19 protein-coding genes and 1 pseudogene are annotated in these 26,872 nt (G+C 44.0%); 3 read left to right on the forward strand and 17 right to left on the reverse strand.

Annotation, left to right across the window (positions count from 1 at the left end; all coding sequences use genetic code 11):
• The first annotated feature begins 146 nt into the window (after positions 1-146).
• Positions 147-1,022, forward strand: a complete 876-nt coding sequence (locus OEZ43_20010; protein MDH5547870.1) for a hypothetical protein — start codon at positions 147-149, stop codon at positions 1,020-1,022.
• 411 nt (positions 1,023-1,433) lie between these two features.
• On the opposite strand, the gene OEZ43_20015 is transcribed toward OEZ43_20010, so the two are convergent.
• The 4 genes and pseudogenes from OEZ43_20015 to OEZ43_20030 form a co-directional block, all read right to left on the reverse strand.
• A complete protein-coding gene (locus tag OEZ43_20015) occupies positions 1,434-5,582 on the reverse strand; it encodes a putative Ig domain-containing protein (GenBank protein ID MDH5547871.1) in 4,149 nt (1,382 codons plus the stop codon).
• Between the two features lie 204 nt (positions 5,583-5,786).
• A complete protein-coding gene (locus OEZ43_20020; GenBank protein ID MDH5547872.1) occupies positions 5,787-6,419 on the reverse strand; it encodes a DUF1566 domain-containing protein in 633 nt (210 codons plus the stop codon).
• Positions 6,420-6,443: 24 nt separating this feature from the next.
• Positions 6,444-8,099 carry a DUF1566 domain-containing protein gene (locus tag OEZ43_20025; protein ID MDH5547873.1) on the reverse strand — a complete coding sequence of 552 codons (1,656 nt, stop codon included), beginning with the start codon at positions 8,097-8,099 and terminating at the stop codon, positions 6,444-6,446.
• A gap of 229 nt (positions 8,100-8,328) precedes the next feature.
• Positions 8,329-8,475 (reverse strand): annotated as a pseudogene (locus OEZ43_20030) (IS256 family transposase).
• Positions 8,476-8,592: 117 nt separating this feature from the next.
• On the opposite strand from OEZ43_20030, the gene OEZ43_20035 reads away from it, so the two are divergent.
• A complete protein-coding gene (locus OEZ43_20035; GenBank protein ID MDH5547874.1) occupies positions 8,593-8,889 on the forward strand; it encodes a hypothetical protein in 297 nt (98 codons plus the stop codon).
• A gap of 49 nt (positions 8,890-8,938) precedes the next feature.
• Here OEZ43_20035 and OEZ43_20040 read toward each other — a convergent pair whose 3' ends face one another.
• From OEZ43_20040 to epsF, 12 genes are all read right to left on the reverse strand, one after another.
• Positions 8,939-10,093: a fibrinogen-like YCDxxxxGGGW domain-containing protein gene (locus OEZ43_20040; protein MDH5547875.1), complete on the reverse strand. Its 1,155-nt coding sequence runs from the start codon at positions 10,091-10,093 to the stop codon at positions 8,939-8,941.
• A gap of 144 nt (positions 10,094-10,237) precedes the next feature.
• Positions 10,238-11,335: a DUF1972 domain-containing protein gene (locus OEZ43_20045; protein MDH5547876.1), complete on the reverse strand. Its 1,098-nt coding sequence runs from the start codon at positions 11,333-11,335 to the stop codon at positions 10,238-10,240.
• A gap of 71 nt (positions 11,336-11,406) precedes the next feature.
• On the reverse strand, positions 11,407-12,612 hold the full coding sequence (locus OEZ43_20050) for a glycosyltransferase family 4 protein (GenBank protein ID MDH5547877.1): 1,206 nt from the start codon (positions 12,610-12,612) through the stop codon (positions 11,407-11,409).
• A gap of 100 nt (positions 12,613-12,712) precedes the next feature.
• The gene (locus OEZ43_20055; protein ID MDH5547878.1) at positions 12,713-13,711 is read right to left on the reverse strand and encodes a sulfotransferase; all 999 of its coding nucleotides are present in this window, start codon (positions 13,709-13,711) and stop codon (positions 12,713-12,715) included.
• 86 nt (positions 13,712-13,797) lie between these two features.
• Positions 13,798-15,420 carry a hypothetical protein gene (locus OEZ43_20060; GenBank protein ID MDH5547879.1) on the reverse strand — a complete coding sequence of 541 codons (1,623 nt, stop codon included), beginning with the start codon at positions 15,418-15,420 and terminating at the stop codon, positions 13,798-13,800.
• Positions 15,369-16,577 (reverse strand): glycosyltransferase family 4 protein, encoded by a 1,209-nt coding sequence (locus OEZ43_20065; protein ID MDH5547880.1) that lies wholly within the window; start codon positions 16,575-16,577, stop codon positions 15,369-15,371. The genes OEZ43_20060 and OEZ43_20065 overlap by 52 nt, the downstream gene beginning before the upstream one ends.
• A complete protein-coding gene (locus OEZ43_20070) occupies positions 16,574-18,142 on the reverse strand; it encodes a hypothetical protein (protein MDH5547881.1) in 1,569 nt (522 codons plus the stop codon). Before OEZ43_20070 ends, OEZ43_20065 begins: the two co-directional genes overlap by 4 nt.
• A complete protein-coding gene (locus OEZ43_20075; GenBank protein ID MDH5547882.1) occupies positions 18,139-19,599 on the reverse strand; it encodes an O-antigen ligase family protein in 1,461 nt (486 codons plus the stop codon). The genes OEZ43_20070 and OEZ43_20075 overlap by 4 nt, the downstream gene beginning before the upstream one ends.
• A gap of 59 nt (positions 19,600-19,658) precedes the next feature.
• Positions 19,659-20,360, reverse strand: a complete 702-nt coding sequence (locus OEZ43_20080) for an EpsI family protein (protein ID MDH5547883.1) — start codon at positions 20,358-20,360, stop codon at positions 19,659-19,661.
• Positions 20,361-20,375: 15 nt separating this feature from the next.
• Positions 20,376-21,239, reverse strand: a complete 864-nt coding sequence (gene xrt / locus OEZ43_20085; protein MDH5547884.1) for an exosortase — start codon at positions 21,237-21,239, stop codon at positions 20,376-20,378.
• Positions 21,240-21,559: 320 nt separating this feature from the next.
• Positions 21,560-22,459 carry a polysaccharide biosynthesis tyrosine autokinase gene (locus OEZ43_20090; GenBank protein MDH5547885.1) on the reverse strand — a complete coding sequence of 300 codons (900 nt, stop codon included), beginning with the start codon at positions 22,457-22,459 and terminating at the stop codon, positions 21,560-21,562.
• 7 nt (positions 22,460-22,466) lie between these two features.
• On the reverse strand, positions 22,467-23,903 hold the full coding sequence (gene epsF / locus OEZ43_20095) for a chain length determinant protein EpsF (GenBank protein ID MDH5547886.1): 1,437 nt from the start codon (positions 23,901-23,903) through the stop codon (positions 22,467-22,469).
• A 282-nt stretch (positions 23,904-24,185) separates the two neighbouring features.
• On the opposite strand from epsF, the gene OEZ43_20100 reads away from it, so the two are divergent.
• Positions 24,186-24,965 carry a hypothetical protein gene (locus OEZ43_20100; protein ID MDH5547887.1) on the forward strand — a complete coding sequence of 260 codons (780 nt, stop codon included), beginning with the start codon at positions 24,186-24,188 and terminating at the stop codon, positions 24,963-24,965.
• 314 nt (positions 24,966-25,279) lie between these two features.
• Here OEZ43_20100 and OEZ43_20105 read toward each other — a convergent pair whose 3' ends face one another.
• Positions 25,280-26,857 carry a hypothetical protein gene (locus tag OEZ43_20105; protein ID MDH5547888.1) on the reverse strand — a complete coding sequence of 526 codons (1,578 nt, stop codon included), beginning with the start codon at positions 26,855-26,857 and terminating at the stop codon, positions 25,280-25,282.
• Between the last annotated feature and the right edge of the window lie 15 nt (positions 26,858-26,872).

The following is a 26,872-nucleotide window of genomic DNA, read 5'->3' on the forward strand; positions in this document are numbered from 1 at the left end:
TCGCGACAGGTGTGGGCTTCTTAATATCATCAATAAAAACGTTTTCAAAAGTCCCGTACTTTTTAAATAAGGCTGCTTTCATAATCGTATATCCTTAATTCTTGCAAAAAATCCATTAGTGGGGAAGCACCAACTGGTATTACATCGTGATTGATGTTACCGAAGGTGCACACACCTATAAGTGGGAAGTCGAAGCCACGCAAAGCGGTCGACCGTCGGTTTACTTGGATGACGTCTCGTTCAGTTACACCACACCGGTAAGCGGTCCGGGTCCTTATGGTTTTGAGGACGGCTTTCTGCCACCAGAATTTAGCGGCGACTGGGAAGTAGACAATATGGCTAAATTTTCCGGCAGCTTCAGTTTGCATCCCCCCCTGTTAGCTACTGCGGGAATCACTGCCACTGAACTGGTGTATAGCAACACACATACCCAAATCGCTTTCCGTTTGTACACGCGTTATAACAACACGACGTTGTATATCGATGGCGTGCCATATAACACCTACAGCGGCAGCACCAACTGGCACTACATCGTCATCAACGTCGACGCAGGTGCTCACACCTATAGATGGGAAGTCGAAGCCACGCAAAGTGGTCGGCCGTCGGTCTACTTGGATGACATCTCGTTCAGCAACACCGCACCGGTGAGTGGTCCGGGTCCTTATGGTTTTGAGGACGGCTTCCTGCCGCCAGAGTTTACCGGCGGCTGGGAAGTCGATAATCTAGCCAAATTCTCTGGCAGCTTCAGTCTGCATCCGCCCCTGTTAGCTACTGCGGGAACCACTGCTACGGAGTTAGTCTACAGCGGCACGCATACTCAGATCGCGTTCCGTTTGTACACGCGTTATAACAACACGACGCTGTATATCGATGGCGTGCCTTATAACACCTACAGCGGCAGCACCAACTGGCATTACATCGTGATTGATGTTACCGAAGGTGCACACACCTATGAGTGGGAAGTCGAAGCCACTCAAGGTGGTAGACCTTCTGTATATCTTGATGATGTAACTCTAAATTAAAAACGAATTGAGCGACTCGCGAAACGCGGGTCGCTCATTTTTCCAAGGAAACAAAACCTGACGCTATCAAATGAAAGCCGAAAGGCTACATTTATGGAGGAGAAAAAACTGCACCAAGAAATTCGAAAAGGTATTTTTCTAGTAAGCGTTCATGGCGTTGCGCGACAGCGGCAATCGATGCGCCGGGTTGGTTGAACTCTTCCAACACTTGGACCTTAAAGACAACAGAGTGATGGCAACGTTTAATCGATATTTTGGTCTCACTTATTTGGTCTATATTAGTGTCCACATAATTATAAGTGGACACCTAAAATATTGCGGACAGTGAATGGATCAAGATGGGTTTGCCGGACGTTTTCGTCTCTACGCTGTCGCACCACTAACAAAGCAGTTTTCTTGATAGGATGCACACTAAATTCCTTTCGATCCTTCTTCGAGATATTTCCGCCTTAAAAATACAATAAGAATAAAAATAACAAGGGTGTTCCAGCTAAAGCTAAGAAACCACGATTTTTTGTTTTTAGTTGTAGAGCTAGATGCATCGCCGACGCCTGATGGTTCAGAGTCAGTTACTTCTTCGTCCATCTCTACACTAGGACTCTCTACTGTTGCTGACAGACTAAAATCAAAGTCATTTGAAATAGCAAATTCACCATCACTAAGGTCTACTGTTACTCTCAGATTCCGAACATCACCACCTATCCCGGTTATGCGTACTTTTCTTTCGCTACCAATACCGTCTACGGTAGCGATGCCTTCTTTCGAATTTACTTGGACTAATAGGTCGTTCGAGTTGGTATCCAGGTCAACTAAGCGCAGATCAAACTCCGCGAATCCACTAGCTGAATCAAAGTCTGTCAACTTAAGTGATGCAATTTGTGGCGGTTCGTTTACGTTTAGCACGTCGATTAGAAAATGCTTGGTAACGTCTTCTTGGCCTGGAACGATTAGTTTTACATCGAACTCTAAATGCGACTGAGTTTCTGTATCGAGTTCAATTCCTGAAGACAGATAGAGCATATTCCCTTTTAAAAAAAGCAAGTCTGCATGGGAACCCGACACAACAAGTAGGTATTCATCATGTTCTTTAATACCAATTAGTACAAACTTACCGAGAACCTTTTCCGATTCACTGTATCCTTCGAAGATCGTTTCACTACTAAATTCAAAATTAGCCTCAACTGTTACTACTTCATCCAAAGTTAGCGTAATAACTTTTGTTACTGTAATACCACCTCGATCGACGATTTTTACGCTAACTTCATGTGATCGGGCCGTTTCAACGTCTAACAAATAGTCCTCTGCGAGTAATAATGTATTGTCTTCGATTGTGAACAAGGGGCCTGAGTAATCTTCGTTAGTGGAACTCTCGATATAGAACTGATGAGTATCCGCGTTATCTTGGTCAATGGCCGTTAGGTGCCCAATTACCGAAAATCTTGGATAAAATCCTTCAGGTAAATGGTTTGGGGAAAGTAGCAGACCAGTAGGAGCTTCGTTGACGTCGTCTACAAAAATTTCTAGTGTCTTGGAAAGAGATTGGTTATGTGAATCTGTAGCCGTAACCTCAATATGTAGTATCGGCGTTGTTTCGTAGTCGAACATAGCGTCCGCTTTGGCCCAAAGTAGATATTCCCCGTCAACGATACTCGTCAATTTGAAATATCCTAGATCTCCGCCTGTTAGCGCTAGCATAGGAACGTCGCCATACTCACTATCTATCCCGACTAGCTTGCCTAGGAGTCTCTCGCTATTGTTCCCTTCTATGTCGACAACATTTTCAGGAATTCGATTGTTCGATAAGTTGACATCGACTGGCGGACCATTTGATTCAATAGCCTTAATGGTGAAAGTAGTATTTGTACGTTTGCGAAGCTCATCGATAGACTCAATCGTCAAGGTAAATGAAGATAGCGAGTCCAAGGTGTTTGGATTGCCAATGAAACGCAACATATCTCCTTCAATTGCGAATTGCGTGCTATCAGTTCCTTCTAGTATTGAGTATGTATAAGTTCTCGCTGCAGCGCCTGCATTATCATCGTCATCCGTGGTCAATCGTCCTACATCAATATAGGAAGAATATCCCTCGCCGCCCCAGGTTTTTACTTCCGCGCCTTTCCAAAGGTTGAGATTGGATAGATTGATATCCAGTGGCTGACTGTTTACCACAACGTTAAAGACGAGTTCTGTCGATGAGATCCCATCGCTCGCTGTTATGACAATCTTACTGCATCCAAAATCGTCGGCACCAGGTGTACCATAGATGGTTTGCGTCTGTGATTCGTAATGCATCCAGACAGGCAACTCGCCAAGGGTATATTCGACCAAGTGACCATCCGGGTCTTCAGCGTTAAACGAGTAACTAAATAGTTGGTTCGGGGGAGTATCCACCAATGCGGCTGTATTTTCGCAACTAAACTTACTGATATGCTCTATATCACGTGGATGTGGCGTATCCCAAAAAACAGGCTTCGTCTGCCAAAGAGGAGCTTCGTTTAATCGTCCCGGCGATTTAGCAGGCACGCCGTTACCTAGCTGGCCGTGCATTCCGTTACCCCATGACCAAAGGCTACCATTGGACTTTATTGCAACAGAAAATTCATCACCCGCAGCGATTTTCACCCAATCGGCGTCGTTACTAATTTTTACGGGATTGTGATTATCAGTAATGTCGTTATCAACTTCTCCGTTACCAAGTTGCCCGACACTGTTATCCCCCCATGCCCACAACGTCTGGTCGCTCTTCCTGGCAAGCGTATGCTTTTTACCAAAAGCAAGACCATCCCAATCATTGTCTGTTCCAACCTGTCTTGGTTCCGGAATCATACTAAAGCTTTCAAACCCTAACTGACCGTGCGCATTTTCTCCCCATGTCCACAGCGTACCGTCCTGCTTTATCGCGGCGGACTGATTATATCCGGCAAACACGGTTTTCCAATTCGAATCCTGACCGACTTGTTGAACACTGAACACAAAATCCACATTGGAACCAGCGGCCACTTGACCATATTGATTATTGCCCCACGCCCAAAGTGTACCGTCATCCTTTACACCAAGAATATGCGTTTTAGACATCGCGAAGGAACGCCATTTGGTTCCCGCACTAATTTCAACCATTTCACTAAAATGCTGATCTAAATTTTCTTCACCGAGACCAAGATAGCCCTCTTTGTCTGGCCAGCCGTATCGCCCCCATCCCCATAGCGTATTGTCATTGCGCAAAGCGAAGAAATAGTGATCACCTGAATAGATCGCTTTCCAATCTGATGTGCCTGAGATAAGAAGGTTTCGTTTTAGGCCCTCATAATATACCGTCGTGTCATCTTGCCAGCGATAGGTCCCGTTTAGGCGAATATTATGGTTGTTATCAATGAAGACCACATGTTCAAATCCGACATCAATAGCACTAACGCCAGTAAAACTTTGCTTTGGTAAAGAGGTAAGCATAAATTCCGGGCTCCACACTAAGCCAGGGACAGTATAGTAGCCCCAACGCCAGACACTTTTGTCCGCCTTTCCTGCGAGAACTGACTCTTTAGTGGTAACAAGATATTGCCAATCGACGTCATTACCGATTTGTTGTGGTGAAGCTACTGGATAGGGAAGAGATGGGTAGTTGGCAGGAAATATTTCTGATATTCGAGGTGAGTCTGTATCGAATTGTTTAGCCCAAAGTGTATTGTCCCATCCGTAATAGAAGTCAGTTGACGTTTTAATGGTGCGCCAGTCTCCTATATACTGTGGTGCAATACTAGTTTGCGTTACTGCCCAACTTGTTTGGTCCTCTCTATGCATAAATAGAGTCTCTACTGAGAATCTCTTTATATATTCCGCGTAACTCCAGTTTCGATCGTTGCCTACCTGATGCGGTGTCGTCATAAAGCCGTCTTCACCGATGTTTTTACCCCAAACCCATAGCGTGCCATCATTTTTAATAGCCAAAGAACGTTGACTACCCGCATCTATAAATTGCCAGTCAGACTCATTGCCTATACGAACAGGCGCATTTCGTTGCAACGTATCTCCGTCTCCGATCGCACCAAACTCACCTTTACCCCATGCCCACAAATAACCATTTTCGTCTATTGCCAATGCATGATAGCTACCTGCTGAAATCATTTTCCATTTTGCTGTGGAGGGCAATTGGCGGGGCGCAATTGGCCTCACTTCGCCGTCATCAAATCCTAAAACACCAAATTCATTCGTACCCCACGTCCAAAGATTTCCGTCGTAGTCTAGGGCCATGGCATATGTCAGCCCGGCTTCAATTTCTTTAAACTTCTTATCTGTCGCGGTCACTATTCGAAAGTCTAAATAAGAACCCAAACCTCCTGCCGGATCGAGCAAACCGTATTTGTTATCTCCTCGGCCCCAAAGATATCCGTCATCAGATATCCCGATATATTCCCTGCCGGTAAAGGCAAGATCTCTCCACATACGGTCACCCATATTTTTGTGGTGCTTTTGAGCTTTTTCTGGATATTGATACGTACCATCTGATCGAAGGATCAGGCCGGAATTATCAAACCGTGGTTCTATTGCAAACGTGTTAACCGACATGCAGATCAACCCACTAATGCAAGAGAACTTAATGAAAAGTTTTACTAGGTCGCGAATAATTGGGACGGTACTCACTTAGTATACATTCCTTCTAGTTTGTCGCTGTCTACCCTTACGAACCAATATTCATGTTAACTGCGCGAATTCGAATACGGTGTTATTTGACTTTTCCGAACCATATTCTCTCATGGCTTAAACTACATGCTATCGGCTTCGTACCAATCTTACCGCCTGTTTCGAGTCTATCGAGCTGATTTTGGCTCCCAGACTCGGATGGGCGAAGGCCATCGCGTAGGCTGAATTGACATAAACAAAATTGCCTGAATCAGTTGGTAATTTGATTGCCTTACGGCTTGGTGTCGATGTCCAATATCGTGAGGGAGATGAATCGAAAATAGCAATGTCAATTGCCAGGAAAGAACTGGAATCTAAGCACGCTGGGTCATAAATCGAACCGATCTCTTTCACGTTTGGTAGTCGCCAATCATTATTCGAGGAAAAAGAATCTTGCTGTGCTCGCGCCAATGCTTCCTTCCACGTGAACATATCGACAATTCGGTATCCAAATTCGTTTATCTCCGCATCGCAGAGCCCTGTTTGTTCATTCCAGGTAGTACCAAGCGTACATTTTTGCCACATCAGATTGGTCATTTTATCCGTAATCGTGCCATTCTTATTGTCGATAAAGCGGTTTAAATAATGACCAGGTATTGCGCCATTGCAGGCGAACGTCGTGGTGTGTATGCAAACGGTAGCGATAAAAAAAAGCAAACCAATAAACTGTCTATTGTGTATCAATTTCGGGAAATGACTACGACTAGAATTTCTGTTTTTCATATTTAATTTTTAATCCTCGCCTATCTAGTCGTCGCTCGTCACGAAAGAAAGTGAAGATTTGACCGAACCACGCACAAGCATAACAGCATTGGTAAACCCCCTGTTAAGCTCGCACTTCTTCGGATGTGACTCGGAAGTACCTTCGGCAAAATGAAAGCCAAATGCTCTGTTGCTGGATATTCCATCGGTGATCGAAGTCCATTGATGGCGTCGAACAATATTCGGAAAATATTTTGGATCCAGCAAAAAGTAGACGCCTGAGACCTGCGTATCTATTCCGTAGTCGACAATTGATCTCAGCTCTTCAATTGTCGGTAATCGCCAATCGAAAAATCCACACCATTGTTCGCTATTCGCAAGTTGTATGTGTTGAAGAGTGTTACCTTCTAAATAGGGAATATCACATGCTGATGGATCCTCCATTCCGGAATCTCCCCCGTTGCTGATCTCCTTAGGATCGAACCAAGTGAAGAGCGAGGTGGATGATCTCGGTCCGGAAAGGGTTTTCACTTCCCAATGCAGGCCCGTATTATTATCACGTGTACAATTCCAAGTGCTTGTGTCCGTGTGAGTGTCTGGTAAGTCGGCGCCAGACGTATCCAGTTTTGTGAAGCTAAAGCTTGTACCTACCGCGTTCGATTGATTCGTGCCATCTTGTCCCTTATACGACCCGGGCTCCTCTGAAAATATTTTTACGCCTACCGTTCCGTCCTGTTTCGTAATTTGAGCGTCGGTAATAAAATATTTGACACCGGTTTTATTAAGAGGTGCTTCTACAGCCGGATGATAGAACGCCGACTGAACTTTGATTCCAACCGAGGGAGAACTGTCACCTTTGGAATTTGTCGCAACCAGGTAGTAATAGATATTCGACAGAGGAGTTACGTTTTGATGCGCGTAGGAGTCGCTTTCGGATTCACCGATCAATTCTGCCGATTCAAAGGAGTCGGAATCTTGAGACATATAAATCTTGTAAGACGTCACCGAATTATTTGATGTCCAGGTAACAACATTCTCACCGCTAAGTGTCTTGATTTCTTTGATTTCAGGCTTTTTAGGAAGTTCCGCGCTGTCGACGTCGAGTGCCTCTGACGGAAAACTGCTACCGGATTGATTCAATGCAACAAGATAATAACGAATCTTAGAAGATGCCTCTGCATTTGTATGAGTAAGGCTTCGCTCCTCAGTTTCACCCACCAGGCTTGCGTCTGCAAAAGTTTGATCGACTGATGATGAGAAGATTTGATAAGACGTCGATGACGCTACTGCGTTCCAGGAAAGTGTGTTTTCGTTTCCCGCGATATCCGCGTCTGCAAATTCCGGTTTGGCAGGGACAAACAAGACGGTTTTCTCGTCGGATATGGCGGTATGTTTTTTGTTCGACGCCTCAACAGAAATGGCGATGTTTTGACCGAAAATAGGTTCAAGCACAAAAGGCGATTTAACGCCGTCAATTCTATTTATCTCTGAATCGTCGCTTCGATGCCAGCGTATGGAATACCTTTCCGCACCACCCACTGCTCCCCACGACAACGACACACCCTTATCGTCCGTAAAGTCACCTACGACTAAGGTTGGTGAACTCAATACGTCGTCATGAATACACGCCGACACCAGGGAAAACAATATTATGCAGAAAAGAAGAACGACTAGCCCTTTGGTATTAGAATTCACAGCCATTATTAAAGTTATTTTGATAATAAGACCGTTATCTTAGCTCAACAGAGCGTGTTTGACTATTCTTTTGAATAATAAATGGAAACAGGTTGGCAAGAGGTGATGGCTGGACGCTTACTAGCAGACAGTGAATGGATCAAGATGGTTTTGCCGGACGGTTACTACTATTTTACAAGTCTCAAAGGCGTCACGAAATGAAGAGAATGTACACCATTCTGTGTAACTGCAGTTGTTAAACATAGTTGATCAACCGATCTTCGAACTCAATCGTAAACCGATTCAGCGCCGATTTCCAATTTCTAATTGGCATTGTCCATTTTGATGATGCCTGCTGTATCGCCAGGTAAACGACTTTTCTGGCGGAGTCATCTGATGGGAATTGTAATCCCCCCAAAACCAAGAGAGCCCACGAGTAGAATAGTCGTTTGAGACAAATTACCCAGAGTAATTAGAATACGTGACCATAAGATCAGAAAAAGCTAAGGGAGTAAGAAGTATGAAACTAAGCAGGACGCGCCTTTTAAAAATTGCCGCTATTATCTTTTCCGCTTTCGGGGTATGTAGCGCCGCCCGCTATTTTATTTCGACATCTCCGGGCATCGCTGATCTTGAACTTGACTTCACGTCCGCCTATCCATTTTTAGCCGGAGATGGCGTTACGCCACTAAGTGGTATAACGTTAACACCGGGGGTGGTACAAGTTGTTCCAGAAATGGAAACCTGGGCAATGATGATTGCGGAGTTAGGTTTTATTGGGTGGAAGTTGCGACGTCGTCAGCAAAGATCCTCCTGAACCGAAACTCACATAGTGATGCATGTCGCCGGGTAGCGCGGCTTGTGCTTTAGCGCATGAACATCAAATTATAACGGAAACTCGGTTTGGTCCAGGTGGTTGCCTGACCGCAACCAGTGCCAAGCACCTGCGTGAGATTGCAGCCGTGGTCGTCGAGTGCTCCGTCGCTATCAACCCAGCTCCAATAAACAGTATCATCTCTTGTAGCGGTACAACTTGACGTTGAAGCATTTGAAAAGGTCGCGCCGGTTCTACCGAAGTTGGTCCAGAAAGCACCATCGCCCGTTACTACTGCGCGGTCCCCCAAATCTCCACCACCATCAGATATCCCCAGGTTTTCACCATTCCGCCTATAGGTAATGATAGCGTTTACACCGCAAATACCTGTCCCGTCTTCATCGGCCTCAATATTCCATAAGTTGCCAGGATTGGCTTTTACTTCGGCAATGATATCGATAATTCTCCCTCTTCCCCAATTACTGTCACGATCGGTACCGGCACTGAGGATTTGCGTCGCGCCGTTAGCAATCAAGGTCCGACAATCCTGAGAGGCCTGAAAGTCAGTGAATTGTGATATCGATTTTAAATCACCAACATTAACCTGCGCCCTTGCAAAAGGACTTTCCAGCGCGGTCTTCGATACCGCGTTGTCTCTATCGAATTTACCGCACAGCGTCCAACCACCACCGTTGGTGTCCATATCACAATAGACCTTGAACGCATCCGCGTTGTCGCCGCCATTGGGATCGATAAAGTAACTACCGGAACCAAAGCTATCACCGGCATCCAGTATCGCCTTGCAACTTGCGGCGGCGGTGTGGCGGAACATGCCGAGGCGACTGCCAGTGCTGTTGTCCTCACACACGACTTTACCATCCGTGCCGATACCGGTTACCACCTGGCCCACACTACAGGTATTACTCGCGGTTAACCTACCAACGGCGGACTCGTTCTGCGTCATCCTACCTTGGAGGTTGGTAATTGTGTTCGCACTATCGCCGCTGCTGGATTCGAGCGCGGTAATACGGTTGTTATTGTCGTTAACCCCTTCCTTCAGCACATCGAAGTTTGCATTCACATCGGCGGCCTTGGCAGTCGTCTTCGCTTCGAACTGGTGGGGAATAGAAACCTCGCTGGCATCTATGGGGGAAGTAATCGCGAGAGTTACAATCGTGAACAGGCCAGACAGTTTAAGAAGCTTCATAAGATAATCCCTTTACTCTTTCATACTTGGATATTTTCTGGTTTTTCGCACTCCTATAGTCGAGCATAGCGAAAAACGGTAGAGGGTTATAGTAACGCAATACTGACCACAATCGAAAACTAAACTCTCACCCTAATTGACCAGCTAAATAGCGTAGCGTTGGAGCAAATTTTCGTACTGAATAAGTACAGCATTCCAAGTAAACTCCTGTTCAAACCTCTGCTGGGAAGCTTTCTTTAGTTCACTCACAAACTCGTCATCACTCAGCAGCCTATCTATCTGTGACTCACACTCGTTGGTGTCTTTAAAATAGACAGCCCCACCCTGGACCACCCATCGATTATATTTGTTATCGTGTGCAAGCACTGCTGAACCGGCTCCCATTGCTTCCACCAACGAAGGATTCGTACCACCTACTTGATGACCATGTATATAAAAACGTGCACCGTGGCGCAAGGCTTGTACGGTTGGCTTATCGTAAATAGCTCCAAGGAATACCACATCATCATTTGCGGCAGTTATCACTTGTTGATGGTAAGAATTGTCATCGTCAAAGCGACCTAATATGACTAACTTACATGCACGCTCCTTGCGAGAAAATGCCGTCACAATTTCGAGAATAGAATTCTCCGGCTCGGGTCGAGCAATTACTATAGCGTAAGGAATATTATCGAGCCCGCAGTGTCTGAGCACTTCTGGATCGCTTGTATTAATAGATTCCGCACCATAGGCAATAGTCGTAATCTTTGAAGCACTCACATTGCGCTGTAAGTGCCTATTGATTTCTGGATGGTCCGCAATCAAATGTGTACCAAACCAACTACCGAATTTCTCATTTAACCAGAACCATGTCTTAATCGGTGTCGACCACTTCGAACGCCGCCATTCGATGCCGTCCATATTGATAAGATTGGGAATCCCTTTGATGCGATAGAGGAGATTAAAAATGGCAGTGTTATAACCCAACGTCAGGACAAGTTGACTCTGTTTCAGACTATGCAAGACACATTTGAAATCAAATATCACCGTACCGAGCGCGCCACCTTGCTTTACGGGGATATGGATAAGATGGATGCCGTTCCATTCGGATTCCCGGTAATCGCCGCTGTCCTCTTGACAGTAGACGGTTACGGCCCACCCTTTGTTTACAAGATAGAGTGCGAGATATTCTGCGAAGGTTTCGAAGCCGCCGTGGGCAGCGGGGATGCCGCGGATTCCGCTGACAATTATAGTTCGTGACACGGACTCAGCGCCTTACTAATTCGCATAAGCCAATTAATTGTCATTTCTCTTGCCCCCCCCCAATCAACAACTCACACATTCTCGAAAATCTCTTTTCTATAAACGCCCATTAATTTTCTGTAAAACACTTCCTCGCTATAATTCTGTTCCACCTTTTCTATTGCCTTTTTCTCCATCACTTCTACCTCACTCTGATTATTAACAACCCATGTCATCTTTTCGAGAATTTCCTTAGAATTTCGGCCGTCAACAAGAAACCCATCCTCACCATCCGCCACTATCTCGGTAATACCGCCCCTTTTGCTAGCAATTGGAATTGTTCCTCTTGCCATCGACTCTACCACCGATAAGCCAAATGGTTCTTCCCAACGGCTGAGTATAATACTTGCCTTAGCGTTTCGAATAAGCTCGTCGAGATCATTACCAGACTTGAACCCCACTATCTCCAAATTATCAAGGACCTCTTTTTGCTTAACTTCTTCCATTTTTTTCTTTTCGCTTCCCTCTCCTACGACTAATATCCGATATCTACTTTCTCTAGCCAAATCGAGAATTTCACTGGTTCCCTTTTCCCTTTCTACCCGACCAAAAAATAGAAAATAGTCACTCTTTCTTCTTTCCTGCCTCCCCAATGAAGATGTAAAATTCGGCACGACAGTGATTCTCTCAGCCTCGATTCCTGCCTCAACATGTTTCATCTTTACATATTTGCTTATCGCAATAAATCGATCTATTCCAGTATTAGAACCTAAATATCTCGATATCATTGATTCAACCACTGAAAGAAGCGATCGTACAACCGATCCTCGATTACATCTATGATAGAGACAATAGAAATAATTCCCTGTTATACACTTATCGCAATAACTCTCATTTCTATATAAACGATACACCGGGCAAAGCAACTTGTATTCATGTAACGTCTGCACAATTGGTATTTTTCTACTTTTTACTTCTCTAATGATAGATGACGTCAGCTGGCCGTAGTAAATATTAAGATGAACTATGTCTATCTTTTCATCCCTAAGCAAACGGTTTATAGAGGTTCTCGCGGAAAAAGAATAGCAGTAGTTAACAACATCTCTTATACGAGGATTTTCAAAGTTAACTCTTTTTGGGAAATACTTTTCGTACTTCGTCTTCAGATTTTGCTCATGCTCAGCAACGAAAGGTATAGGATTATGACCGTTTTTTTTAAGTAATTCGCACAGCTCTACAAGATACCTATCAGACCCACCTACAATCCGATAATTTTGCCCCACCACTAACACGTTCATATGCTATTTTCTTATCCCTTTTTCAAACAACATTCACATCAATCTTTTGCTAACGGATTAAAATCACTCTTAATCTCACTCAAATGCAACTAAATATTAACTAGGGTGAATATCCAAGTCTTACCATAGTCCGCTCAAACAACGCTTCCACTTCACGATTTAGCTTTGGAATTGGTCTCGGATTGTTTAAGTAAACACTTTCGCTTGCATATTTCAACACATTTACATCCATTTCTAGCTCGCAAAATTCCATGATTTTGTTTAAAACCACCTCTGGGTTCAATGTCAATTCCTCATATCTAACCCTCATGATTAAACCGGGATACTTTTCAAAATAATTCAATCCCTCATTCATTGTAACTATCCACTCGATAGCGGCCTTATCTACATCTTTCAAGTCTTCATCCTTCAAGCTAGCCAGAGTTTTATACTCTATTCTTGAATCTATCAATTGACTTCTTAGATAGTTCCATTTTGCATCATTAACACCCCACCAATTTTCTTTCTTTTCACTCGTTAGACTACCCTTTTCTACGGACCATTTTTCAATTGACTTAATCGCATCAATTCCATTTCTCTCTATAAAAAGAAACTTCGCGTTCGGGAATATATTTAACAGGTATTCCACCCTAAATATCATTTCTGGATACTTATCTACTATCCTCGAGGAACGCACTATATATGAATACCATCCATATAGTCTTTTAGCCTTGATTCGCTTACTGTCAGTTAGATCGTCTTCACGTAGTACATATTTTGCACCACATGAAGAATAATTCGAATTTACGTCCTGTCTTTTATCCACCCTCTGCCAGATGGCTTTTGGCTCGTTCAAGAATCCCACATCGCGATGCAACGACAACATCACCCCTAGCAATGTTGTTCCTGATCTCCCTAACCCCGTTATGAAAATTGGATTTTCAATGTAATTAGATATTTCCTTTTTAGACAACACCCAGAGAACTAAATTGACAACAGGATTAAACCATCTTCCTTTTGTCGTGAGTGGCCGTCCCTCGAAAAAAGCATAGCTAACCAACCGTCGTAACACCGCCCGCCATCCATATTTAACATAATTTCTATCTACTTGTGCTACCATTTACTAATTTTCCATATTTATGAGCAATTCAATAGATAAGATTTGATGGGATAACTTATATCGATCACCAATCTAGAGTAACGCACTTAATTATTTACCGACTGCCCCTTAAACCTTATTATGGCTTTCAATGTCGCCAATTGTGCATTATCGAAATACTTCATTCTCCACAAAACCAACAGAGAAGAAATACTACACACGGCCGCAACAATTATGTCAATAATCATGTTCCCCTTTACTAACTCTATTGTCGTTAACACTAAGAATGTAACCAACACCAACTTTGAACTTCCACTCCAGTCACATCTATACTTCGTGCCGTAATTGGAAACCATCTTCATAGAAAAATAGTTGGATATCACAAGTCCCACAACATTAGCCACTACTACACTCATCGCCCCATACTTATTAATAAAAGGTATTGCTAATAAAATAGACAATGAAAGCGCAACATTGGTATACACAAATATCTTATAGCGCTCCAGAATCTGAGCAGCCATTTCAACTAAAATTCGTTTTGTTTCAAACAATAAAACCAATAGAAATAGTAAAAGCAAATTTATCGCGTCAGATCCGTATTTACCTTCCGTCAAACTATAGACAATTGATTCACCAATGGACGAAATCCAAATTGCCAGAATCAGCAGAACAATAGAATTAATTTTTAACAAAATATTAGAAGTATTCACTACATTACTCATATCTCTATCTTTTACATAGCACGCAATTGAATATGTGCGAATAACACCAAAGAGAAACTGCACCGGGAGATATCTTCGAAAAATATCAACTATCGCTTGCGAAAGCCCTAAACTTGCAACTGATTCACCATTGCTATAATGTGAGAAAACCAACCGGTTAGATGAACTTCCATACATCAAGACAAGTACATTCTGTAAGTATGCGGTTAACATAAAATAAAGCATTCTCTTAATGTTACTAAAAAACCAATAGAACTCCATTTTTTTGTTTCTATTTTTTGGATATAAAACGAAAGCCAGCCCTCCTATCATAACGATCATCGATATCGTATCACCTATGATATCAGCAACTATAACGTCTAGAAGACCTACTTCCCCAGACTTTAGAAAATACAAGAAACACAATATCTTTATTAACGCCCCTAAAAAATAGCCTAGCTGCGCTATACCTTGCGCTAAAAGTGTTTCAAGTATTTGAAACACCATCTGTTGAATTACACGCAAAACAATAACCAGTATATAGATTCTAAATTCTTCCTCAAAGGCACCAAACGTGAATTTTTCAGTAAATTCGCCCGCATAATAAAGAGCTACAAGAGCAAATGCGACAAGAGTTGTAATTCGAAAAACTCCGAGCAACAAAAGCACGCCTCGAAGTTCGCCGTCTTTTTTTATCGAATACAACTCAGGAACGTAACGCAGGAAGGCATGAGCTATACCGAATCCGGAAATAACAGCAATCACCTCGATCAACGCATTAAATACGGTATACGCGCCATATTCCGCCAGCGACAACTCTCTTACAAGCAGCAGAATTAACAACAAACCCAATGATGCGGACAAAACTCTACCGAATAAAAGGAATCTGGCACTTTTAAGCACATCGGATTTTTTATACCTATCGAAATCTTGCATTTGGAATGTATTTCGTGCCCTTACCGGATTTTTAATTAAACTTATTTGTATATATTTTCGTATATATTTTCCCACGTGAACTTGTTTACCCATTCGGATGCACGTTTACTCAACTTATCAAGTTCACTCGGGTCATCCATAAGATCGCTCAGATGTTGAGCAATATTCCTGGTAACTTCTTCCTCCGACATATTCTTTATGTCGATTAGTCTTCCTACACTCTCATTCACCGTCACTCCTGGCCCTCCTGAGTCAAACGCGATTACCGGCAATCCGTGAGACATACCCTCCAGAATTACAAGCCCCCCCGAATCTCTCAAGGCCGGGACAACCATGAGATGACTTTCCCTATAGATCTCATATAGCTCCCTTCTACTCTTCCATCCTAAAAACAAAACTTCTTTACTAAGGTCTCTTGATAACACCAACTCCTTCAGGCGATCCATAGACAATCCTTCACCGACAATATTTAGTACAAACGGCAAACCACTCTTCTTTAGCTGATACATGGCATCGATCAGCAGGTGAACTCCCTTACAATCAATTAATCTTCCTGCATAAATCAGTCGAAGGTTACCTCCGCTTCTATATCTCGACTCTCCAGAGTTCCGAGCATCCAGACCTTCAGAATTAATGGCCAACTGAATTTTTGCCTTTGAGCGATATCTCCTAGGTAATGCATCCATACACTCTTTCGATGTGACAATTATCTTATCTGCAGAAGCAAAAGTTAGATGCATAAGCGGATCAACTTTTACAGTGAATATTGCAATGTCTCGAAACGCTTCCAGTAATTTCTGCTTCATGCCGAAAGACAATCTAAGTTTTCTCGGTATTCGGTCCGCGCCACCAACTGGCCCGAAATAGAATGGTTTACCTAGCAACCCTAAGAAGCTTGGCTGCCTAAGCGAAACCCATGTAACGTGGTGAACGATATCGAAATCTCTCGTTTTGTCTATGCGATACGCATGTATCAGCGCAAGTAATTGCCAAAAGTAGTAGTATAGATGATTCCTTTTGCTTATCTTAGAGGTAACTTTTGCCACGAAGGGAAAATCTACATATTGAAAAATGAGTCTTTCTGATAGCGCTGGATCTATGAATCGGTCAATTCGACTACGTTCTGTAGTTCGCGTTAATACGACAACGTCATGACCTTGCTTTGCAAGATTCACGGCCCACTGCCATCCGACCTCCCTGTCAGAACCATAATTTGGCGCACATGCGAAGGCAGAGACCAGAACTTTCATTTGACTAGCCCTTCTCCGACCTTAAACAAATAGGTAGTAAACGAATTCGCAGGAAGAACTATTGACGCCTGACCTTGTGAGCCAAACTCCAATATTGATTGTTCATCTCGCATGATTACACGATTTTTCTTTTGAAAAGAATTCTCGTCATACGGATTTTTTGAACTTACAAAATATTTTTTTGCTTCCAGCTTCATTTTCACCAATTCAGGCATCACTAGAGATATTCTTGCCGGCGAGTTCTTTCGATTCACAAACATTACACTAATTTCGCCTAATTCGTTTCCCATTGATACAGCGTTTATATCGTACCCACCTTTGTATATTGGTATCGAATTTTGTTTAATACTTGTTTTGTGGAGTTTGACGAATAGACCCTTCTGAAAAACTCGATATACCCAATACACAACGTTTGGATAGATCTCATCGGATAATTCATCTAATGGAAAGAGCTGCCAAGGGCCTTCAGCACCGAGAGAATGCCACATCGCAGCTTTAATTCCTGCGATGGGGAGCAGTGAAAGCAGAAAGTCGGCCGTAGAAATACCACCTCTTAGATTACCTGTATTCGGCCAATACTTTTCCCAATTCTTAGTTTTTTCTCCTTCTGGATAACGTGCATGCTCGGTGATATATAGACTGGCCGGCACAATTCGTTCTTCTATTCTACTCATGGATGTAACAACCGAGTTAATCTCACGCATAATTATTGGAACAGTGAGCCCATCGTAATATGTGTGCAATGAAAAGTTTTTCGTTTCTTGATCAACTAACTTTCGCAGATTGTAATTGAACTCTTTTGCTCGGCTTTCACCTCGCAACATGTCGTTCCAAGGCGATGTAGCTGTATGCACAATTAAAGTTACTTCCCCGTATTTTTTGCTAATTGACTTTCTAATTCTGTTAACTCGAGAAGCATATTCATCTGCCCTCCATGCGTTTTCACCATGATCTGTTTCATTCCCTAATTCAAATAGCCTTGTTTTACCACAATATTCATTGTTGCAGTTGTACGGAGTTCTTGATTTGTGCAAATATTCTAAAAGTGACACATTAACGTTTTCCGCCTCCTCAGCGCTCCAATCCCTTTTTCTAGTTCCAGTGATATTTAGATTTATGATTGATTCGCCCCCAACTGTCGCCACAAACTCTTCGAATTCGCCTATTCCAAATAAACATTTTTCGTAGATATGAAATTTTGCATGTTGAAACTTTCTCTTTTTCCGATCACCAATTGCCAGATACCACTCATATGAATTATCTCCACCTGAATAGCGGTAGACAGCGCCGGGAAAATGACTAAGATAATCTATAAGCGACTGCCTTACCCTATCCTTTCTCCAGTATGCCTTTTGAAAATTGTACCAAGAAATGCTAAATCCGATAAATGCATTAGGGTTATCAACGGTTTGATAGTTTGCTCTAGATACTGCTACTATTGCATCGACAGAGCCACCAACTTCATTTGAAAAAACTGCTTTGGAGTGAAATATGCTTCCCAACAATATACCTAGCGCCGAAACAACAGAGACTATTCTTTTAACAAAATATTTCGCGCTGTTCATAAATGAACACCAACACCACCTGTTTGTTTAGCGTCCTTTTTGAAGGCAATTCCGAAAAGTATCCCAGGCAAAAAGAATAAACCTGGATCCTGAAACGATGGCGAAGTCGCAGACAAAACGAGCATGAACGTTAGTCCAAAAAATGACAAAAACCACCACATTTTCGATTCATCTTTTCTTTTGCTGGAAAATAGCCTTTTTGCAGAGTAGAAAGTTGGATAAAGAACTATGACCAACATTAATATAAACCCAACAAAACCTGTCTCAGCTACGAAATTCGGCCAGTATGTATCCATCGAGACATTGTCATCATAAAACCACGGATATGAAGTTATTCCTCTTTCTATATACATAGATATATCGTACTTCAGTGCACCGGCGCTACCGAATGTACCGAGCCCGCTCCCCAACGGGGAATATTCATTTGCAATATTGAATGATTCAATGTACATGACTGGTCTTGGGTGACTAATTTCTCCGTACCCCGAAAAGCCCCACATAACAGATTCCTTATCAAACATCTCAACGACTTGTTCCTCATAAATAGCCAGCATACCTAAAATGGGCACTAACAGTACTATAGTTGTAACAGCAAAATACCTTAAGCGGTGATAAACCAAAAAAGTAACTAGTAATGAGAAAACCGCCGCTATAATCTCCTGCCTTTCAGTTGATGCTACCAAAATTAAGAAATATATCGCTGATAAGTATATAAACTTTTTCATTCTGGCCAGAACATACCAAGCCAAACAAAAGCCTAAACAGACAGCCGCGAATAGTGCTAAAAAAGAGGGGTGTTGAAAGACACCCAGGGCTCTCGCAGGAAAGATTCCCATCGGATCAAATCCGGGCTTTGCATATGAAAACACTTCACTGTAGCTATCGGGAAAAACCCATTGCCACAAAATGAAAACAAGAATCGGCAACCAAAACCAACCAACAAATTTCATGAAATTCCGATTCGTTTTTTCTGACCACAACAAATAGAACCCCAACATAAAAACTATGAAAATTTTTAAATTTGTAAAAAACTGATAGATAGACGCCATAAAAGTAGACCGTCCAAAAACCGAACTAATTAACGACAGCACGATAAACACCACAATAATATATGTCCAGTGACGCAGAAAGCTAGATTCGTTGACGCAACGGTAATAATTCGCGATAAGGAAGGGAGAGATGACCAATAAAATAAATTCAAGAAAGAAAAAAACCGAAATCCCAAGAGTTTTTTGAATATTAGATGTAAGCAGCAATGAAATGAGAAAAACCCAAAAAACACCGTCCCTTAGTGACTCATTCCTGTTTGACATTAGCGCCATATACAAAACGAGAATAAAGCTAATTGCGATTAGAGAAATACTAACAAAGTAAACTCCGACTGCCAGCGATAATCCGCAAAGTACAGATAAAGCAACGACAACTAGGTAGCTCGCATTTTTTCTAATTTCTACCATACTATAGAAAACACATCACTCTATTTGAACTAGAAGAAACATCGGCTTTTCTGAACATGCTAAACACCTCCAAAAATTATACTCCTTTCAAAATCCCCCATATTGCTATACATGTCTTCAATAAACTTATCATGGATTGCATATTGTCCGCTCTGACTAACTTTACTGTTCGAAAAAGAAGAAACTCGAAAAAGCAGACCGTCTGGAATATCACCTTTTAGTCCGTTTTTGAAAATAGCAAGCTTCATCTTTACGCTATCATTTACTCTGTCGTTACCGATCCTAATAAAGTAGGTTACAGGCTCAATTCGAAGATTATTCTTTGTTAACATCTTTCTGACCGGCACGTTTATGCTATCGATAAGCAGGGATTCCTCCTCCATAGCTAATACTTTAAATCCTTGTGCTGTGTAGCATGATTCCGGCCTATGAATCAACAAATCGGGCGTTTGAAGTCGACCATATGCGATAGCGAGCGTAATTACTTGCCCGTCCTCATTGCTATAATTCCTAAAAAATGTTTGATCATATAGCTTATCTACATCCTTATTTTGATCGGTATTCAGTAGACCGATTGTCAAGTCATTAATCGTGATTTCTCGCCAGCCATCAAACTTACTCGGGATTAATTCCTCAAGCTTAAATGAATTACCGTAGTCTTTTGTGGAAGGGGTTGGCTTTAGTATAAAAGATGAAATTAAAGACAGAAGAAGAAATATTGAAACTGAATATATCCTTAAACGCAAGTTTCCACTATTCACTGTATGGCACTCCTCTCAGGGCAACATCTTTGCTAGAAAACGATCCACTAGAAAAATAAAAAATAATGCGGAGAAAAACTCTATAATAGCCGCAGCATCGTGGACCACCATTCCAGCGCCATCACCGAAGTGATAGGTAACCATCGCTAATACTAGTACCCTAATAATGTTAGCGGCGAATGCAACTGGAAGAATGCTAAGAAGGAGCAACAAAACATGAATGCGATTATTTATAGACGACATAGCAATATAGATGATTCCTAGGCCGCTCAACGCAAACATTGAATTCAACCCAGAACACGCGTCAGCAATTAGTAACTGATATCCTCCTAATTGCAATACAACCCCATTTCGGCTAATAGGATACCCAAAAGAATAAAGGATAGCGTCAACCAAATAAGAAACCGTTTCTTTTAACTCGGAAGTTAACGGATCGATCAAAAAGCTAGGAAGTGGTACAACAAATGCAAAAAACAGTGTTGGCCAAAACATTTTTTTTAGCGTTTGGTTGCCAAACACTATCAAATATATCCCAAACAGAATAGGGATTTGGGACCCGACATCAAACACATAAATCCCAAACATTCTACCCGGAAGATACAAGAGAAAACCTAAAAGCAGAAATATAGCGCCAACAACATAGTTCGGTTTTGAATCCTTAGGACTTTTCTCATGGATTTTTTTGTAGTAAAGCCATAGCACCATCACAAAAACAATTGGACCATGACTACCTTCTGGCTTGACCCACACATTTTCCAAAAGGTTTAAATACGTCGGAAAATACATAAGAAAAAGAGCAAGCATGATCGGCCAAAGTTCTCTTTTTCCCGGCCGGACACTTTCCACATTTCCTAAAATCGCCCCCACAGGTTCGCTCATAAATTTTCTTCTATGCCCTGAATACAAAACATAAATCGTCTGAAACATGCATGAAATTTGTCAGATGGGTAGAATGTGATCACAACAGTCTATTTGGGACGAAAAGGGCAAAAGACTTGTTCAATTCGCAAAAACAAATTTTCATGCGGATTTTTTATTACCTTTGTCGTCTCAGGGCCGTAGCTGCAACTCTCAACTCGGCTGAAAAAAGAAATTTTCCCAGCTGCTATTTGGCCAAACCACACCGGCCACGCATGCCTATACTGCTGCCATTCGTTGTTGTCGTTGTTGTTGTGGGCAATGGCTTCCATCATTACGGCCTAGATACGATTGAGCACGCCGCCAAGTATGTTGATGTCAACAGACTGGAGGTCTTCCTGCATTTCCTTGAGTTGTTCGATATTGGTTTTGTCTTTTCTGCCCACAACAATGGCATTGCGCGCCATCGAGGAAATAATCTTGGTTTCCGAAGAACCGACTGCATTCGGTGTATCGATAATGATGACATCGAAGTTCTTTTGATACTTGTCGAGGGTGTTACGGAAATTGGCGTTGCTGAACAACTCAATCGGATTCGGCGGTATTGGCCCCGCAGGCAGGAGTGACAGGTTGTCGATACATTCCATTTCGAATACGAGTTTGTTGAGGTGTTCATCAGTCAGCAAATTGGACAGGCCGAGGCGGTTGCCGATATTAAAAATCTGATGTTGACGCGGGTTGTGCAGATTGGCGTCGATGAGCAAGGTGTTCTTGCCGATTTGCGCGAGAGAAACCGCCAGATTCGCCGCGAGATAACTTTTGCCGTCACCTTGCGCGGGACTGACGATGGCCAGGGTTGGGTGTTCCATTTTGTCCCACTGGAATAACAACTGTGTACGGATGCCGCGTATGGCGTTCGCTTCCGCATCAAAGGGTTTGTGGGCGATCACCAGATCCGGGCCGAGGCCGTTCTTTTTGACATCGATATACGGGAAGGAAAACTGTGTCGACAGTGCCTGTTCCACATCGCTCTTGCTCACCAGCTTGAGCCTGACTGCCGCCTCACCAAACAGCATCGGTTTCTTTTGCTGAAACTCGCATATTTTGAAGGCGTCTGTTTCTTTCAGTTTGCCCTGTCGCACCAGTACAGAACCGAGTTTTTCGTTTTCGCCAAATGCGTTAAATGTGTTGTTAGGCGTGTCATGTGGTTGGTACATATCGTTTACCTTCTGATCATCCATAATGTTGTCATGCTGGTTTGGGTTGGTTCTTTCTCAGATCCTTGAGTGAAAACCGTTTCTTTTCGCGCTGACTGATTTCTCTATCATCCAGCACGACACCGAGCAGTTTAATCCCTAATGCCTCTTCCAGGTCTTTAACGGAACGTATGCGTCGGTCGAGCATTTCCAGCAAAAATGCCGCGCCCAGTCCGAGCAGACCGCCCATAAAAACGGCTAGCAAGATATTGAGCAACACCTTGGGACGCGAAGGCTCCAATGGTTGTGTTGCCTCTGTCAGTACGCTGATATTGGTCAGATTGAACTGACTTTCCATATTGATCTGATTGGAGCGTTGCAAGGCGGCGTCGTACACCCGTTGCGCGGTCTCCAGTTCGCGCGACAACACGTTGAGTTCATCACGCCCTTCCTTGATCGACATGACCTTGCGCTTTTGTTCAGCCAGGGCCTCAAGCGTACGCTCTTCACGCTCACGCGCCAGACGCGCGGCGTTGTTTATGCCATCGGCGATATTACGAATCTCGGATTTGTATTTTTTGCGCAGGCTTTGTATCTCGGTGACCGCGCTCTTGTATTGCGGATGATTCTCGCCAACCTTTTTCGATAATTCATCGAGCTTGGCCTGTTGCTTGAGGATCTCGGACTTGAGGTTTTGGATAAAGGCGTTGGAGATTACCTCAGGGATGGATTCCAGTTCTTTATTGCCTGATGTACGTAAACGGTTGGCCTGCATTAATCGGGAGTTGGCATCAACGGCTGCGGCTTCGGCGGCGACCAGTTCCTTGGTCAGGGCATTGAGTTTGGCGGTTTCACTGTCGATGCGCTCGTCGATGGTGACGATGCCGTGTTCCGATTGATATTGGGTGAGTCGGGTTTGTGCCTCTTCGACATTGGTGCGCAATACCTTGAGTTGTTCTTCAAACCAGGCGGTGCCGCGCTTGGCCGGGTCGAGACTCAATTCCAGATTGATATCGACATAGGCCTGGGCAAAGGCATTGGCAATAATCTTGGCAAAGCGCGGCTCGGGCGAGGAATACTCCAGGCGAATAATACGGCTGTCGCGCGAGGGAATCACATCGAGGCGTTTGGAAATCACTTCGCCCAACCAGTCACGGATATCGCCCGCGCCATCAGTATCGTCAATAAACTCGGTAATCGCGGTTTGATTCTTGTCGAGCTTGAGCATGTCGACGACTTTCAGCGCCACGCGATGACTCTTGAGGATGTCGACCTGGGTGGCCATATAGGTGGACGATAATTGCACCGGCAGATTATTGGCGCCGAAAGGATCACTGCCTTTGAAATCGACGACGAGTGAGGTGCTGGCGGTATAGGTTTTGGGAATAATGAGGCTGATGATTGTTGTGGTCAGGACGGTGATACTGAACACCACCAGGATGACCCACTTTCTTGCTTTTATTATGCTCAACAGCTGATCAATGTTCATAACTCGGTTCCCTGATGTTTTCGCCTGTGCAATCCCGTGCATTGGGCGTTTTTTGGCCAACCATTATATTGGAATTCAGGTGGCTTGGTAAGCGGCAAAACAGGCGTGTAAGGCCCGTCAATACTCGCACTTATGTACTAGTGACGGCCTTGTCTGGCATTACCCAACACTTTTGCCACACCGACTTCACTAAATTCAGATAACTTGCTGTGCTCGGTGTGATTCGGCAACTTATTTGCTTCGTCGTTCTTCTCAAACCTGATTTCGTCACGGAAGGACTACATGCGGCCCATACAAACTTCTTTCTTCAACAGCCTGTCGGTATCCATTTTTTGTTTGCTGTTGTCGGGCCTTAGCCTCGGCTTTGCATCAAGTGTCTTAGCTGCCGAGAGCGCGGCGGAGCGATCACACCGCGAAATGGATCGGGAAACCGGGCACGAAACCACGGATATTGAACGCGAAGAGGCGGAACAACGACGCCAGGCCGAACAAAGGCGGGCCGCCGGTCGGCGCCCTTCCCCTGCTCCCAGTCGCGCGCAAAACAGATCGAGCGACGAACCCGAAAGCTGGTACATGATGTGGGGCATGGGTGCGGCGTTGCCGCAATATCCTGCGGCAGACCAGGCGACCATCGATGGCTATAGTAATTCGGGTAGTCGCCAAGGGGTGAACATGGACATGTTAGGTTTTTACTGGCCGACGACAGACTGGATGATTACCGGTTTTATCGTCAATGCAGCAGCTGATAATTTTAAATTGGATAACGGTGATACCTTTTTGAGTTCCCGCGGCATCCTCGGCGCGAGCACCATGATTTTTCTCGGTGGCAAGATTGGCAGTGGCTTGTTTATTCGTGCAGACGCCGGTTTTGGCAGTATCGCTGAGAAATTGAACGGCATCGACCAAAAAACCGGCCAGGGCTTTGGCGCCCTGGGTGGCCTCGGTTGGGGTTTTCCCGTTTCAAACGAATCACGGGTGATGATTGGTTTGAACTATGCGAGTATTTACACCAGGAACACCTTGTACTCGGCGCCGTCTTTGAGTGTTTATGGCTTGTGGTGAGTTGGCTGAATAGCGACGGTAGCAACATAATGCTCCGCACGATCACGATATCGCCGCAGCAACAACTGGGCTGAAACATATCGTGACGTGCCAAACAATTTGAGTATCTATTGCACTTTGAACTAAGTCCTCGCAAACAAACAAGCACAGAGCGCCACACACCTTTCAGATAACACAAACATTCATATCACCGAAAAACAAACGCTGCATAGCAGAATGAAGAAAACTATCCTCCTGAATGTATAGAACAGTACCATCCGTCGTTTGGGCAATGCTGGGGCCGAGCGGCCAAACGCATAGCGCAACAGTACCTGCTAATTGTACCGTTTGGGCATATAGGTGGCTGTTAAATACCTGTTTCTACAATTGCTGTCAGGTGGCGCATTTGCATTAACGGTGCGCGTTCGCAGATAAAAAGTTAGACTAGTAACATCAAGTGGCTTCGTAAAAATTCGACTGGGAGATAAGTTTCCAACGGCCACAAACCCCCCTGCAACATCAACAACGGCATAGCCATCTCCCGCGCTGATACCACCAGTCGCACTGTCAGTTATATAGACTTGAAGGTATGCATCCCCGCCAACACTGTCATTGACTACACATAAAGCACTTGCATTGACCAGCACGTATCCTGCCTTGCTTGGCAACCCGTTCAGCGTAACACTACCTAAACTCATCACTTGCGCGCCAATAGTTACTTTATCACTGTTGGAAAAAATATTGGCTCCTGTGCTGTCATCGTCTCCGTCAGTAATATCAATCGGTTTTTCGGTAACTTCAGTCCATGAGACGCCGTCTTTGACACTCGCGAGAACGGTCGGATCAAGCTCGGACGTTAAACCGACATTATCTGTATTGTCTGCAAATCCGGGCGGGATGCCGGATAGTTCAGACCAGTCGACACCGTCCTTAATGCGAACGTCGGTTATCGTCGGATCGCTCTCAACAGTCAAACCGACATTATCTGTATTGTCTGCAAATCCGGGCGGGATGCCGGATAGTTCAGACCAGTCGACACCGTCCTTAATGCGATTGTCGGTTATCGTCGGATCGCTCTCCGCTACAATTCCATCATCCGTGCCATCAGCAAATCCAGCCGGCACATTACTCAGTTTCCCCCACGTTACATCAGATATCTTGGCATCATTGACACCGTTGTCTGCGATGGATATCGCGCCGGAATTGAGTGATATTCCGGCACCGGCTGTATACTGGTCACCATTATCAGTCTCACAGGTGACATTGCCATCGTCGTCTATGGCGCGAATACTTGAACCCACATCACACGATCCGACGCGAGCCTGCACTTCAGCCTTGTTAATTTTTGTTGCGCCGACTGCACCGTCGGCAAGTGCATTGGTTGTAACTCCACCGGCAACGATATTTGTGGCATTGTCTGCGTTCACTGCTCTATCAGCGTTATTCGCTTTCTCGGCGCGATAGGCATAGGGCACGCTCACCAGTTGGCGATCGTTTGTCAGTTGCTGTGAACCGTTAGTGCCATCATCAAACCAGGTACGCAGATAGGTAAATTCGTGACTGAAAACGCTAGCGGGAATGGCTGTCATAGTGCTCAAAGAGGTATCCCCCAGCTTGACCTGAAAATCGCCGTCGGAAACGACTATCTGTACCGCACCAGTAGGCTCGGCACCTTTAACCGACGAGCCATCGTTAGACCACAAGGTGACACACTGATCCTGCTCAGCGTTTACGGTACAACTACGATTGACAATGGCAAACTTGAATAAGCCAGTACCATCGAATTCTTCACCACCCACACTGACTTCACCTGCATAAGGGATCATGAGAGGTATGTCTTCGGCAGACGAGACGGTAGGTAGCAAAACCATACCGACCAAAAGAATGAAACTCTTGACGACCGTGTTTTTCATCGTTTCTCTCCTTGG

It is taken from the genome of Gammaproteobacteria bacterium (genome assembly GCA_029881255.1).
Taxonomy (GTDB): Bacteria; Pseudomonadota; Gammaproteobacteria; order S012-40; family S012-40; genus JAOUMY01.